The organism is Streptomyces sp. NPDC001137 (genome assembly GCF_040298885.1).
Lineage (GTDB): Bacteria > Actinomycetota > Actinomycetes > Streptomycetales > Streptomycetaceae > Streptomyces.
In genome coordinates, this window is sequence record NZ_JBEPBA010000010.1 from 280,664 (window position 1) to 294,136 (window position 13,473).

Genomic DNA, 13,473 nt, shown 5'->3' on the forward strand with positions numbered 1-13,473 from the left:
GGTCATGCTCCCTTCGCGGCCTTGAACAGCTCCGCCCGCGGGTCCTCGCCCGCGGTCGCCTCGCGATACGCCTCGAGTGCGTCACGAGCCTTCCCCGTCACATCCGCCGGGACACTCACCTCGACGGTGACCAGGAGGTCGCCGCGGGTGCCGTCCTTGCGGACCGCGCCCTTGCCGCGGGCGCGCATGGTGCGGCCGTTGGGCGTGCCGGGCGGCAGCTTCAGGGTGACGGGCGGGCCGCCCAGGGTGGGCACCCTGACCTCGCCGCCGAGCGCCGCCTCCGCGAACGTCACGGGGACGGTGACGGTGAGGTTGTCGCCCTTGCGGCCGAACACGGGGTGCGCGTCGACATGCACGGTGACATAGAGGTCGCCCGCAGGGCCGCCCCGCTCGCCCGGTGCGCCCTTGCCGCGCAGCCGGATGCGCTGGCCGTCCGACACCCCGGCCGGGATGCGGACCTGCATGGTGCGCGAGGACTTGGCACGCCCCGAGCCCTTGCAGACCTCGCAGGGGTTCTCCGCGATCAGGCCGCGGCCCTTGCAGTCCGGGCAGGGGTCGGTGAGCGAGAAGCCGCCGCCGGAACCCCGCGCGACCTGGCCGGTGCCGACGCACGTCGGGCACACCCGCGGGTTGCCGTTCGCGTCGCCGGTGCCCGAGCAGGCCTTGCAGGGTGACTGCGAGGACATGCGCAGCGGGACCGTCGCCCCCTCGATCGCCTCGGTGAAGCTGAGGCTGACCTCGGTGTCGATGTCCTGGCCGCGCCTGGGCTGCACCCGGGTCGTACCGGAGCTGCCCCGGTTGAACAGGCCCCCGAAGACGTCACCGATTCCGCCGCCGAAGCCTCCGGAACCCGCCTGGCCTCCGAAGAGGTCGCCCAGGTCGAAGTTGAAGGAGCCGCCTGCGCCGCCCGGCCCGGGGCGGAAGCCACCGTTGCCGAAGAGGGCGCGTGCCTCGTCGTACTCCTTGCGCTTCTTGGGGTCGCCGAGTATGTCGTTCGCCTCGGAGATCTCCTTGAAGCGCTCCTCGGCCTTGGCGTTGCCCTTGTTGGCGTCCGGGTGGTTCTCGCGGGCCAGCTTCCGGTAGGCCTTCTTGATCTCGGCCTCGGTGGCGTCCTTGGGGACGCCGAGGACCTTGTAGTAGTCCTTCTCGATGAAGTCCTTGGTGCTCATCCCCGACGCCCCTCCTCTCTCATCGATTCAGCGGTCGGTGCTGCGACCGGTTCGAGCTCAGCCCTCGTCCGGGCCACCGCTCTCCTTGTCGTCGGCCGCCTCGGTCGCGTCTTCGGCCTTGACGGTCTGGGCGCCGGGCTGCGGCTCGGCGACGGCCACCCGCGCGGGGCGGATGGTGCGCTCGCCGAAGCGATACCCGGGCTGCAGAATCGCCACGCAGGTCGTCTCCGTGACGTCCGGCGCGTACGAGTGCATCAGGGCCTCGTGGATCGTCGGGTCGAAGGGCTCGCCCTCCTTGCCGAACTGCTGCAGTCCCATCTTCGCCGCGACGGTCTCCAGCGACTCCGCGACGGACTTGAATCCGCCGACGAGTTCGCCGTGGTCCCGGGCGCGGCCGATGTCGTCGAGCACGGGCAGGAGCTCGGTCAGGAGGTTCGCGATGGCGATCTCCTTGACCGTGATCCGGTCCCGCTCCACCCGGCGGCGGTAGTTCTGGTACTCGGCCTGGAGCCGCTGGAGGTCCGCCGTGCGCTCGCCGAGCGCCGTGCGCACCTGGTCCAGCTGGGCCGTCAGACCGGCGATCTGTGCTGCGTCCCCGGCCGGGGCCGCCCCCTCCCCCGAGGAGGGGGAGGCGGCCTGCGGCTCGGCGTCGTCGGGGGTGGCGCCGGAGGGGACGTCGGGCTTCTCGTCGAAGCCCGGGGTCTCCTCCGTCACGCGGCACCGTCCTTGCGCTCGTCGTCCACGATCTCGGCGTCCACCACGTCGTCGTCGGCCTTCGGGGCCTCGGCGCCCGCGGCACCGCCGGCGGCGGCCTGCGAGGCCTGGGCGTCGGCGTACATGGCCTGGCCCAGCTTCTGCGAGACGGCCGCGACCTTCTCGGTGGCGGTGCGGATCTCGGCGGTGTCCTCGCCCTTGAGCGCGGTCTTCAGCTCCTCGACGGAGGCCTCGACCTCGGTCTTGATCTCGCCGGGGACCTTGTCCTCGTTGTCCTTGAGGAACTTCTCCGTCTGGTAGACGAGCTGCTCGCCCTGGTTGCGGGTCTCGGCGGCCTCGCGGCGGGCGTGGTCCTCCTCCGCGTACTTCTCGGCCTCCTGGCGCATCCGGTCGACCTCGTCCTTCGGCAGCGAGGAGCCGCCGGTGACGGTCATCTTCTGCTCCTTGCCCGTGCCCAGGTCCTTCGCGGTCACGTGCATGATGCCGTTGGCGTCGATGTCGAAGGCGACCTCGATCTGCGGGACACCGCGCGGGGCCGGCGGCAGACCGGTCAGCTCGAACATCCCGAGCTTCTTGTTGTACGCCGCGATCTCGCGCTCGCCCTGGTAGACCTGGATCTGCACGGAGGGCTGGTTGTCCTCGGCGGTGGTGAAGATCTCGGACCGCTTGGTCGGGATCGTCGTGTTCCGCTCGATGAGCTTGGTCATGATGCCGCCCTTGGTCTCGATGCCGAGGGACAGCGGGGTCACGTCGAGGAGCAGGACGTCCTTGACCTCACCCTTGAGGACACCGGCCTGCAGGGCGGCGCCGATGGCGACGACCTCGTCCGGGTTGACGCCCTTGTTGGCGTCCTTGCCGCCGGTCAGCTCGCGGACGAGCTCGGCGACGGCGGGCATACGGGTGGAACCGCCGACGAGGACGACGTGGTCGATCTCGTTGATGGAGATGCCGGCGTCCTTGATGACGTTGTGGAACGGCGTCTTGCAGCGCTCCAGCAGGTCGGCCGTCAGCTGCTGGAACTGGGCCCGGGTGAGCTTCTCGTCCAGGTGCAGCGGGCCCTCGGCGGACGCCGTGATGTAGGGCAGGTTGATCGAGGTCTCGGTGGACGAGGACAGCTCGATCTTGGCCTTCTCGGCAGCCTCACGCAGACGCTGCAGGGCCATCTTGTCCTTGCCGAGGTCCACGCCGTGACCGCCGGCGAACTGCTTGACCAGGTAGTCGACGATGCGCTGGTCCCAGTCGTCACCACCGAGGTGGTTGTCACCGTTGGTGGCCTTCACCTCGACGACGCCGTCACCGATCTCCAGGAGGGACACGTCGAAGGTGCCGCCACCGAGGTCGAAGACGAGGATCGTCTGGTCGTCCTTGTCGAGGCCGTACGCGAGCGCGGCCGCGGTCGGCTCGTTCACGATGCGCAGGACGTTCAGACCGGCGATCTCGCCGGCCTCCTTCGTCGCCTGGCGCTCGGAGTCGTTGAAGTAGGCCGGGACGGTGATGACCGCGTCGGTCACCTTCTCGCCCAGGTAGGCCTCGGCGTCCCGCTTCAGCTTCTGCAGGATGAACGCGGAGATCTGCTGCGGGTTGAAGGGCTTCCCGTCGAGCTCGATCTTCCAGTCCGTGCCCATGTGGCGCTTCACGGATCGGATGGTCCGGTCCACGTTCGTGACCGCCTGGCGCTTGGCGACCTCGCCGACGAGCACCTCACCGTTCTTCGCGAAGGCGACGACGGACGGCGTGGTCCTGGCACCCTCGGCGTTGGTGATGACGGTGGGCTCGCCGCCCTCCAGAACGCTGACGACGGAGTTAGTCGTGCCCAGGTCGATGCCGACCGCACGTGCCATGGTGAATTCCTCCAGCTGACTTGAGTGGAACGGACTCAAGTGTGCACGACACCCGGCGATGGGTCAACAGACCTGAGTCGGACCGACTCAACTCTTATCCGTTCCTTACACGCAATGGGCCGCTGACCTGCGTCGATTGCGTGGGCACGGACCGCCGGAGCCCGTACACAGGCACCCGAAGGAGCATGAGGACGACGACGAGCGCCACCGCCCCCACCCAGTAGACGGCGGACAGCGCGGTCCACCCGATATGCATGAGCACTCCGACGAACACGCCGGCGAAGGCTCCGATTCCGGGCAGCACGGTCGCCCCCTGCGGGGTCAGCCCCAGCCGCCGCAGCCGGTGGGCGACATGGTCGGGTCCGCCGCGCAGCAGCGGCCGCCCGGCCAGCCGCCGCGACAGGACCACCAGGAGTACGTCGGCGCTCGCCAGGGCGGTGAGCGAGAACAGCACTCCCGCACTCGGGGCGAGCCCGTAGCCCGCCCGGGTGAACACCGCCGACGCGGCGAGCAGGAACCCCGTGAACAGCGACCCGCAGGCGCCGAGCCCCACGCGCGCGGGCGGCCAGTTGTGCATGAGGAACCCGGTCAGCGCGGCGGCCAGCACGCTCAGCAGCACCGCGAGCCCGTCCATCAGCTCGGCCGCCGCACAGGCCCCCACCCCGAAGGCGGTGAGCACCCCGACGGTCCCCGCGAGCGCGTCCGCGTGGTCGAGCGCCTTGAACCCGACGGTGACGAAGACGATCCACGCGACGGCGAGCAGCCCCACCGGCACCCCGGTCTCCTCGTACGGCACGACACTGGCCGCGGCCACGGCCGTACCGGCCACGAGCACCCGCGCCTTGACCCGCCCGATGTCCGCGACGAGCCCGAGCAGGGCCACGGCACCGCCGGCGACGAGCAGCCGCCCCACCCCCGCACCCAGGGGCGCGACGCCGGTCCGGTCCATGGCCACCGCCACCGCGCAGGTGGCGAGCACCACGGCCGTACCGCCGAGCAGCGGCACGGGCCGCTGCCGCTGCCGTCTCCGCTCGACGATCCCGAGGCGCAGCGCGGGCACCCGCAGCAGTGCGGTGAGCACGGCGGCGAGCAGCAGGGCGGTGGTGGCGGCGGCGATCCCGTATAGCACGGGTCTAAGTTAGGCGCAAATGTACCAATTTGGCATGAATAACACGATCGCATCGTCGCAAGCCGGACAGCAGACCTGGTCACGGACGCTTAAGGCAACCCTCAGCGACGCAGATCACCGCACGCCCGGCTACAGTGCGACAGAGGATGGGGGTAGTCTCAATCGGACTACATAAGTTACCGCTTAGTAATGACCCTCGCAGTCCCGAGGAGCCCCCAAATGCAACTCGCCGCGATCATCGTGTCGCTGGTCCTGACCGTGGTCGGCGTTGCGCTGCTCGCACGCGCCATCGGTCAGTTCGTCCGGTACTTCAAACTGGGCCAGCCGGTGCCCGCCGGCACCCGGACCGACAACCCGTACGCGCGCAGCGTGACTCTTGTCAGGGAGTTCCTCGGCCACACGCGGATGAACCGCTGGGGCATCGTGGGCTTCGCCCACTGGTTCGTGGCGGTCGGCTTCCTGACCCTGCCGCCGACCCTGGCGCAGGCCTTCGGGCAGCTCTTCCAGGCCGACTGGACGCTGCCGATCGTCGGCGACTGGCTGCCGCTGGAGATGTACACCGAGTTCATCGGTGTGATGACGGTCCTCGGCATCCTCGTACTCATCGCCATCCGCCTGTCGAACCTGCCCTCCCGCCCCGGCCGCAAGTCCCGCTTCGCGGGCTCCAAGTCGGGCCAGGCGTACTTCGTCGAGTACGTCATCCTCACCATCGGCCTCGCGATCTACGTGCTGCGCGGCCTGGAGGGCGCGATCCACCACGTGGACGGCTACGACGCCTCGTACTTCGCGTCGTACCCCCTGGTCCTGGCCTTCAAGGGGCTGAGCGTCGGCACGCTGCAGAACCTGGTCTACCTGGTCGCGATGATCAAGATCAGCACCTCGTTCATCTGGATGATCGTGGTCTCGCTGAACACCAACATGGGTGTGGCCTGGCACCGCTTCCTGGCCTTCCCGAACATCTGGTTCAAGCGCAACGCCGACGGCTCCACCGCGCTCGGCGCCCTGCAGCCGATGACCTCGGGCGGCAAGCCGATCGACTTCACCGACCCCGGTGACGACGACGTCTTCGGCGTCTCCCAGGTCGAGCAGTTCTCCTGGAAGGGCCTCCTCGACTTCTCCACCTGCACCGAGTGCGGCCGCTGCCAGTCGCAGTGCCCCGCCTGGAACACGGGCAAGCCCCTCTCCCCCAAGCTGCTGATCATGTCGCTGCGCGACCACGCGCACGCGAAGGCCCCCTACCTGCTCGCGGGTGGCGGCAAGAGCATGGAGGGCGAGGAGAAGGCCTCCGAGGAGCAGCTCAAGGACGTCCCGGCCGCGGCTCTCGCGGAGGCCGAGCGCCCGCTGATCGGCACCGCCGAGGAGAACGGCGTCATCGACCCGGACGTCCTGTGGTCCTGCACCACCTGCGGCGCCTGCGTCGAGCAGTGCCCGGTGGACATCGAGCACATCGACCACATCGTCGACATGCGCCGCTACCAGGTGATGATCGAGTCCGCGTTCCCGTCCGAGGCGGGCACGATGCTCAAGAACCTGGAGAAGAAGGGCAACCCCTGGGGCCTGGCCAAGAAGCAGCGCCTGGAGTGGCTCAAGGAGGTCGAGTTCGAGGTCCCGGTCGTCGGCCAGGACATCGAGGACCTCACCGAGGTCGAGTACCTCTACTGGGTCGGCTGCGCGGGCTCCCTGGAGGACCGCGCCAAGAAGACGACCAAGGCCTTCGCCGAACTCCTCCACATCGCGGGCGTCAAGTTCGCGATCATGGGCGGCGACGAGAAGTGCACCGGCGACTCCGCCCGCCGCCTGGGCAACGAGCCCCTCTTCCAGGAGCTCGGCATGGAGAACGTCATGGCGCTGAACATGGCGTTCGGCGAGGAGCTCGACGACGACGGCAAGGTGGTCCCCGAGTCCGCCAAGCCCAAGTCGGCGAAGAAGATCGTCGCGACCTGCCCGCACTGCCTGAACACCATCGGCAACGAGTACCCGCAGCTCGGCGGCGACTACGAGGTCATCCACCACACCCAGCTGCTCCAGCACCTCGTGGACGAGGGCAAGCTGGTCCCGGTCACCCCGGTCGAGGGCATCATCACCTACCACGACCCGTGCTACCTGGGCCGCCACAACAAGATCTACACGCCCCCGCGCGAGATCATCGCCAACGTCCCGGGCCTCAGGAACGAGGAGATGCACCGCCACAAGGAGCGCGGCTTCTGCTGCGGCGCCGGTGGCGCGCGCATGTGGATGGAGGAGCGCATCGGCAAGCGCATCAACAACGAGCGCGTCGACGAAGCCCTCTCCCTCAACCCGGACATCGTGTCCACGGCCTGCCCGTTCTGCCTGGTCATGCTCACGGACTCCGTGAACGGCAAGAAGAACGACGGAAAGGCGAAGGAGTCGATCCAGGTCGTCGACGTCGCCCAGCTGCTCCTGGAGTCCGTCAAGACCCCGGTCGACCCGGCCGGCGAGGAGGAGACGGAGACCGCTCCGGAGCCGGAGCCGGTGAAGTAGTCCGCAAGGCGATACGAGGGCGCCCCCTGTCCGCAGAAGGACAGGGGGCGCCCTCGTTTCTGCCACGCCGGAGCGCCTACGCCCCCTTGGGCCCCGCCGACTGCACGACGTCGAAGGACCACAGGGTCGAACCGGAGGCCGCCGGCTTCGGGCGCTCGGCACCCTCGCCGCCGCCCTGGTGGGCGGACTTCATCGGCCCCTCCATCCAGGCCTGGAAGGACGCCTCGTCACGCCACCGCGTGTACACCAGGTACTGGTCGGTCCCCTCGACCGGCCGCAGCAGCTCGAACCACTCGAAGCCGTCCGAGTTCTCCACGGCGTGGGCCCGGGAGGCGAACCGCTTCTCCAGCACCTCGCGCTGCTCGGCGGGCACGGTCAGCACATTGATCTTGACTACGCTCATGCCTCCATCTTGAACCCCGCCCCGCTCCGAGCGACTGTCGCCCCACCCCGAACATGTGCATCATTACCGAGGCGTTGTCGACGGTGCTGACGAGGTGGACGGTGCGCGTGCCAAGAGGCGGAATGTGTACGGCGGCGGCCCTCTGCGGCACGCTTCTGCTCGCCGCCTGCGGCCCCGGCGGGGACGCCGGAGCCGCCCGCCCCACCCCCGTCCGGGTCGCGGACGCCCCTGCCAAGCTGCCGATACCCCGCGGCAAGGGCAGCAGGACCCCCGACGACTTCAACGGCGACGGCCACCGCGATCTCGTCCTCGACTCGCTCGTGAAGGTGCAGAGCCACGCCGACGACGCGGGCATCGGCGTCGTCTACGGCAGCGCGCGCGGACTCACCCCGGGGGCACGGCAGTTGCTCAGCCCCGCAAGGTACGCGGCCCGTACGAAAGGCCGGCTCCCCGCGGTCTTCGACGCGGAGGCGAGCTGCGACCTCGACAAGGACGGCTTCACCGACCTGATCGTCTCGACCGACCCGCCCTACGACGGCCAGGGCCGCCCCCCGGTCCCCCTCCAGGTCCTCTTCGGCGCCCCCGGCGGCCTGACCCGCGCCGTCAAGCTCACCGTCCCCGCTGCCGCCCGCTTCGGCAACGACTGGCCCGACCAGCCGGTGTGCGGCGACTTCGACGGCGACGGCGCCCAGGACCTGGTCCTGCACGCGTCCGGGGAGCAACTGAGCTATCTGCGCGGCCCGTTCACCCGCAAGGGCACCCCGCGCACGGCCGGCGCCCCCGTCCCGTCACCGGGCGAGGTCCCCACGGGCCCCGCGGCCGACGTCAACCGCGACGGCTACGACGACCTGGTGGTCCGTGCGGCGGAGGGCGAGAGCAGGGCGTCCGTCGTCCTCGGCGGTCCCGCCGGCCCCACCCGCACCGGCACCGTGCTGCCCGAGGGCCTCGACGTCGCCCTCGGCCGCTTCGGCAGGGGCGCCGCCCTCGACGCGGCGGTCGGCACCCTGGACGAAACGTTGCTGCGCTACGACCTCCCGACCGCCGGCCGCGCCGTCCTCCGCTCCCCCGGCTCCCTGCTCGACGCCGCCGACTTCGACGGCGACGGCCTGAGCGACCTCGTCTCCAGCGGGTCGGGCGTCCGGGTGTTCCGAGGCCGTACGACGGGCTTGTCCACGGCAGGCACGGTGACCGTGGAGCCCTCGGCCCGGGGGACGACAGAGGTCCTGGCGGTGGGCGACTTCGACGGCGACGGGCGGGCGGACCTCGCGCTGCGGACGTACCTGGGCGAGACGAAGGACACCGTCACGGTCCATCCCGGCGTGAAGAAGGGGCTCGTGGCGGCCAAGCCCGCGGTCACCTTCTCGACCTCGGAGTTCCTGGCGGACAACTGACGTCACAGCGGCACCGGAAGTTCACCGAACTCCCCTACAACTCATCGCCCTTGCCGGGAGTCTCCTCATCGCGACCCCGTGCGATTCCGGGATCGCCACGACCCTTGGAGCCCCCTTGAGCCGCCGTACCCACGTCTCCCTCCTGGCCGCCGCCCTGCTCGCCGGCGGTCTGACCCCCCTCGCCCTGGCCGCCCCCGCCGGCGCCGCGGCCGCGAAGTACGCGGACGACTTCAACGGCGACGGCTATCGCGACCTCGTCCTGGGCGACCGCACCGCCACCGTGGGCGGAAAGTCGGAGGCGGGCGCGGTCGTCGTCGTGTGGGGCACCTCGAAGGGGCTGGACCTCACCAGGCGCACGGTCGTCACGCAGAACAGCCCGGGCGTCGAGGGCGCCGCGGAGGCCAGGGACTTCTTCGGCGCGAAGGTCACCACGGCCGATCTCAACAAGGACGGGTACGCGGACGTCATCGCCACCGCGCCCGGCGAGAAGGCGGGCTCCCGCTACGGCATGTTCACCGTGCTGTGGGGCTCCGGGTCCGGCCTGACGAAGGGGACTTCCTACACCGCCCCGGGCGGCGACGACCTGTTCGCCAAGGACGTCGCGGTCGGCGACTTCAACGCCGACGGCAAGCCGGACGTGGTCGCCGTCGGGGACGAGTACGTCTGGTACCTGCGCGGCCCGTTCACCGAGTCCGGCTCGCGCGGCACCGCCACCAACCTCGACCCGATCGACGGCGAGGACATCAACCCCGAGCTGGTCGTCTCCGGCAAGGTCACCAAGGACGGCACGGCCGACTTCGCGGTCGTCGGCTACGACGCGGACACCGACGGCAACCGCGTCTGGTTCTACCGCGGCAGCACGAGCGGCCCGGTCAGGCCGCCCAAGAAGTACGGCCTGCCCGCCTCCTCCGAGCTCGTCGGCTCCAGCGCGGTGATCGCCGACTTCGACAAGGACGGCCACGGCGACCTGGCGCTCGGTGTCTCCCGGTCCGGCAAGGGCGGCGCGGTCCACGTCCTCAAGGGCACCGCCACCGGCTTCGGCGCCGTGAAGTCGATCAGCCAGGACACCGCGGGCGTGCCCGGCGTCCGCGAGTCCGGGGACTACTTCGGCTACGACGTCTCGGCCGGCGACACCGACGGCGACGGCTACCCGGACCTCGCGGTGGGCGTCCCGAACGAGACGCTCGGCCGCGAGGTCTGGCGCTCCGGTGCCGTCACCGTCCTGCGCGGCGGCGCCTCCGGTCTCACCGGCGCGAACTCCCGCCAGATCGACTACACGACGTCCGGCTTCCAGCGCCCCGCCGACGAGAGCGACTCCTGGTTCGGCGCCTCGGTGCTCCTGCGCGACTACAACCGCGACGGCCGCGCCGAACTCGTCGCCACCGCACCGGAGATCGGCCGTCTGCACTTCTTCCCCGGCACCTCGTCCGGCCCGACGGGCACGGGCTCGACCACGCTCACCGGGAGCGGTCTGGGCCTGGGCTCACGCGGGTACTTCGGGGCCGTCCTCGCCGACTGACCACCCTCGATCAGTCCCCGGACCACACCGGTCACAGCAGCCTCAAAACTTTACCGAACTCACGTACAACCCTTATGGCCCGATGCGGGTCTCCTGATCGCCGACCGGCCCGTGAACGCGAGGACAACTCCCGGCGAACACGGGCCGGCGCACCCCACCGACTGCGGATGCCCGCCAGGCATCCCCGCATGCCGCAGGAGAAGACCCGCATGCACAAGCCTCTGCGACTCGCCCTCGCGACGGCCACCGCCGCCGCTCTGACGGGCGGTCTGCTCACGTTCTCGGCCGTGAACGCCACGGCCGCGGACTCCACCCACGTCCCGCAGGCCGACTTCAACGGCGACGGAATCGGCGACGTGGCCTTCTCGGCTGCCGGCGCCTATGTCAGCGGCCACAAGACCGCCGGACAGGTGGTCGTCCTCTACGGCACCGCCACCGGCGTCTCCTCCGCCAAGCGCTCCACGATCAGCCAGAACACCACGGGCAACCCCGGCACCGCCGAGGCCGGCGACGCCTTCGGCTATGAGACCGCGTACGCCGACTTCAACGGCGACGGCTACGACGACCTCGCGGTCGGCTCCCCCGGCGAGGACGTCGGCAGCGACACCGACGGCGGCGGCCTGGTGATCCTGTGGGGCTCGGCCTCGGGCATCACCGGCAAGGGCACCGGCATCGCCGACCCGGCCCCCTCCAGCCACGACTACTGGGGCAAGAACCTCGCCGCCGGCGACTTCGACGGCGACGGCAAGGCCGACCTGGCCGTCGGCAGCTCCGCCTCCACCATCTACGTCTACAAGGGCGGCTTCACCCCCTCCGGCACCGCGGGCGGCCGCTACACCATCAAGCCGCCCATCCAGTCGGGCGGCGACGCGGGCGGCCCGCTCAACCTCACCGCCGGTGACGTCAACGGCGACCAGCGCACGGACCTGGTCGTCGACGGCTACGAGACCCAGACCGACTACGGCTGGAACCGCAACTACTACATCCCCGGCACCGCGAGCGGCCTGAGCGTCGCCTCCGCCCAGACCCTCAAGCCCGGCGTGATCACCGCGATCGGCGACATCAACGCCGACGGCTACGGCGACATCGTCAGCGGCGCCTACTGGGACACCACCACGAGCGACGGCACGACGATCCCGGACTCCGGCAAGGGCGGCAAGGTCTGGGTCACCTACGGCTCCGCCGGCGGCCCCGGCAACTCCACCGGCATCACCCAGGACACCGGCAACGTCCCCGGAGGCGCCGAGAACAAGGACTGGTTCGGCTCCGAGCTCGACCTCGGCGACATCAACGGCGACGGCTTCCTCGACCTCGCGATCGGCGTCACCGGCGAGGACTTCGGCAGCTCCGCCGACACCGGCGCGGTCACCGTCCTCTACGGCACCTCGACCGGCCTGAACACCACCTCCGGTGCCCAGTCCTTCGCCCAGAGCACCCCGGGCGTGCCCGGCAACGACGAGGACGACGACGAGTTCGGCCTCGACGTCAAGCTGGACGACGTCACCGGCGACGGCAAGGCCGACCTGATCGTGGGCTCGTACGAGAACGCGGGCAACGGCGCGGTCACCTACCTGCCCTCCGACGGCACCGTGATCACCACGACCGGCTCGCGCGCGATCTCGCCGAGCACCTCGGGCGTCTCGACGACGGGAACGCCGGCCTTCGGCGCCAACTTCGCGGACTGACCCGCCCGTACCGGAGCCGGGCCCTCACCCTCGGGCCCGGCTCCTTTCCCCGCGGCGGAACCGGCCGCCGCAGGGCTTCCCTAGGGGTTCCTTTACCGTCCCCTTAAGGGATGTCACAGCTCGGCAGCAAAGCCGGGCCCAAACTCCGGGCCCGCCACGTCACTCTCCGGGACCAGGTACGTTCGAAGACGTGGCTGGATTCAGGAACGGACGCGGCGCCCGGAACAACGGCGCTCCGCAAGCGCGACCGCAACAACCCCCGTACGGACAGCAGGCGCCGCAGGGCCGCCCGTCGTACGGCGGGCCCCCGGCGCCGCAGCCCCACCCCGGGCAGCAGCAGTACGGGAACGGCGGCGGCCAGTGGCCGCAGGGCAACGGCGGCGGGTACGGCGAACCCGAGTACTTCGGCGATGGCGGCGCCTACGCACCGCAGGGCGACCCGGACCCGTACGCGGCCAACAACCCGGGCCACACCCAGGCGTTCACGGTCGGCGAGGACCCGTACAACCAGGGCGGCACCTACCGCGCGGGCTCGGCCCCGGCGGCCCCCACGGGCCCCCGCCTGCACTGGAAGGACCTGCTGAGGGGCATCGTCTTCTCGCCCACCCAGACCTTCCTCCAGATGCGGGACTACACGATGTGGGGCCCGGCCCTCATCGTGACCTTCCTCTACGGCCTGCTCGCGGTCTTCGGCTTCGACGGCGCCCGCTCGGACGCGATCAACGCCACCCTGGCGAACGCGGTGCCCATCGTCCTGACGACGGCCGTCGCACTGGTCCTGTCGTCCTTCATCCTGGGCGTGGTCACCCACACCCTGGCCCGCCAGCTCGGCGGCGACGGCGCCTGGCAGCCCACGGTCGGCCTCTCCATGCTGATCATGTCCCTGACGGACGCGCCGCGTCTGGTCTTCGCCATGTTCTTCGGCGGCAACGCGACCTTCGTCCAGGCCCTGGGCTGGGCGACCTGGGTCGCGGCGGGCGCGCTGCTGACGATGATGGTCAGCCGCTCCCACGACCTGCCCTGGCCGAAGGCCCTGGGCGCCTCGGCGATCCAGCTGATCGCCCTGCTGTCGATCGTGAAGCTGGGCACGTTCTGACCTGTTCCGACAGGACCCGGTACG

The 13,473-nt window shown here is 70.5% G+C and carries 10 protein-coding genes; 5 read left to right on the forward strand and 5 right to left on the reverse strand.

What is annotated here, in order from left to right:
- Nucleotides 1-2: 2 nt before the first annotated feature.
- The 4 genes from dnaJ to ABT254_RS22220 all read right to left on the reverse strand — a co-directional run bounded on the left by dnaJ (nucleotide 3) and on the right by ABT254_RS22220 (nucleotide 4,853).
- Complete coding sequence (dnaJ, locus tag ABT254_RS22205) at nucleotides 3-1,169, reverse strand: molecular chaperone DnaJ (RefSeq protein WP_351472639.1); 1,167 nt, start codon at nucleotides 1,167-1,169, stop codon at nucleotides 3-5.
- A gap of 57 nt (nucleotides 1,170-1,226) precedes the next feature.
- Entirely contained in the window at nucleotides 1,227-1,883 is a 657-nt protein-coding gene (grpE, locus tag ABT254_RS22210) for a nucleotide exchange factor GrpE (protein ID WP_351472641.1), read from the reverse strand.
- On the reverse strand, nucleotides 1,880-3,724 hold the full coding sequence (gene dnaK, locus ABT254_RS22215) for a molecular chaperone DnaK (protein ID WP_266957944.1): 1,845 nt from the start codon (nucleotides 3,722-3,724) through the stop codon (nucleotides 1,880-1,882). Before dnaK ends, grpE begins: the two co-directional genes overlap by 4 nt.
- Nucleotides 3,725-3,818: 94 nt before the next feature.
- Entirely contained in the window at nucleotides 3,819-4,853 is a 1,035-nt protein-coding gene (locus ABT254_RS22220) for an MraY family glycosyltransferase (RefSeq protein ID WP_351472645.1), read from the reverse strand.
- A 219-nt stretch (nucleotides 4,854-5,072) separates the two neighbouring features.
- Here ABT254_RS22220 and ABT254_RS22225 point away from each other — a divergent pair, with 219 nt between their 5' ends.
- Nucleotides 5,073-7,355 (forward strand): (Fe-S)-binding protein, encoded by a 2,283-nt coding sequence (locus tag ABT254_RS22225; RefSeq protein WP_351472648.1) that lies wholly within the window; start codon nucleotides 5,073-5,075, stop codon nucleotides 7,353-7,355.
- Between the two features lie 76 nt (nucleotides 7,356-7,431).
- On the opposite strand, the gene ABT254_RS22230 is transcribed toward ABT254_RS22225, so the two are convergent.
- Nucleotides 7,432-7,758 (reverse strand): antibiotic biosynthesis monooxygenase family protein, encoded by a 327-nt coding sequence (locus ABT254_RS22230; RefSeq protein WP_351472651.1) that lies wholly within the window; start codon nucleotides 7,756-7,758, stop codon nucleotides 7,432-7,434.
- Nucleotides 7,759-7,880: 122 nt separating this feature from the next.
- On the opposite strand from ABT254_RS22230, the gene ABT254_RS22235 reads away from it, so the two are divergent.
- From ABT254_RS22235 to ABT254_RS22250, 4 genes are all read left to right on the forward strand, one after another.
- The gene (locus tag ABT254_RS22235; protein WP_351472888.1) at nucleotides 7,881-9,149 is read left to right on the forward strand and encodes an FG-GAP repeat domain-containing protein; all 1,269 of its coding nucleotides are present in this window, start codon (nucleotides 7,881-7,883) and stop codon (nucleotides 9,147-9,149) included.
- Nucleotides 9,150-9,264: 115 nt separating this feature from the next.
- Nucleotides 9,265-10,668 carry an FG-GAP and VCBS repeat-containing protein gene (locus ABT254_RS22240; RefSeq protein ID WP_351472654.1) on the forward strand — a complete coding sequence of 468 codons (1,404 nt, stop codon included), beginning with the start codon at nucleotides 9,265-9,267 and terminating at the stop codon, nucleotides 10,666-10,668.
- 209 nt (nucleotides 10,669-10,877) lie between these two features.
- Nucleotides 10,878-12,353, forward strand: coding sequence for an FG-GAP-like repeat-containing protein (locus ABT254_RS22245; protein WP_351472657.1), 1,476 nt, complete (start codon nucleotides 10,878-10,880; stop codon nucleotides 12,351-12,353).
- 190 nt (nucleotides 12,354-12,543) lie between these two features.
- On the forward strand, nucleotides 12,544-13,449 hold the full coding sequence (locus ABT254_RS22250) for a Yip1 family protein (RefSeq protein WP_351472660.1): 906 nt from the start codon (nucleotides 12,544-12,546) through the stop codon (nucleotides 13,447-13,449).
- The last annotated feature ends 24 nt before the right edge of the window (nucleotides 13,450-13,473 follow it).

Coding starts and splice junctions, on each gene's coding strand:
- dnaK (WP_266957944.1), bottom strand. CDS start 3,724: ATGGCACGTGCGGTCGGCATCGACCTGGGCACGACTAACTCCGTCGTC.
- ABT254_RS22230 (WP_351472651.1), bottom strand. CDS start 7,758: ATGAGCGTAGTCAAGATCAATGTGCTGACCGTGCCCGCCGAGCAGCGC.
- ABT254_RS22235 (WP_351472888.1), top strand. CDS start 7,881: ATGTGTACGGCGGCGGCCCTCTGCGGCACGCTTCTGCTCGCCGCCTGC.
- dnaJ (WP_351472639.1), bottom strand. CDS start 1,169: ATGAGCACCAAGGACTTCATCGAGAAGGACTACTACAAGGTCCTCGGC.
- ABT254_RS22225 (WP_351472648.1), top strand. CDS start 5,073: ATGCAACTCGCCGCGATCATCGTGTCGCTGGTCCTGACCGTGGTCGGC.
- ABT254_RS22245 (WP_351472657.1), top strand. CDS start 10,878: ATGCACAAGCCTCTGCGACTCGCCCTCGCGACGGCCACCGCCGCCGCT.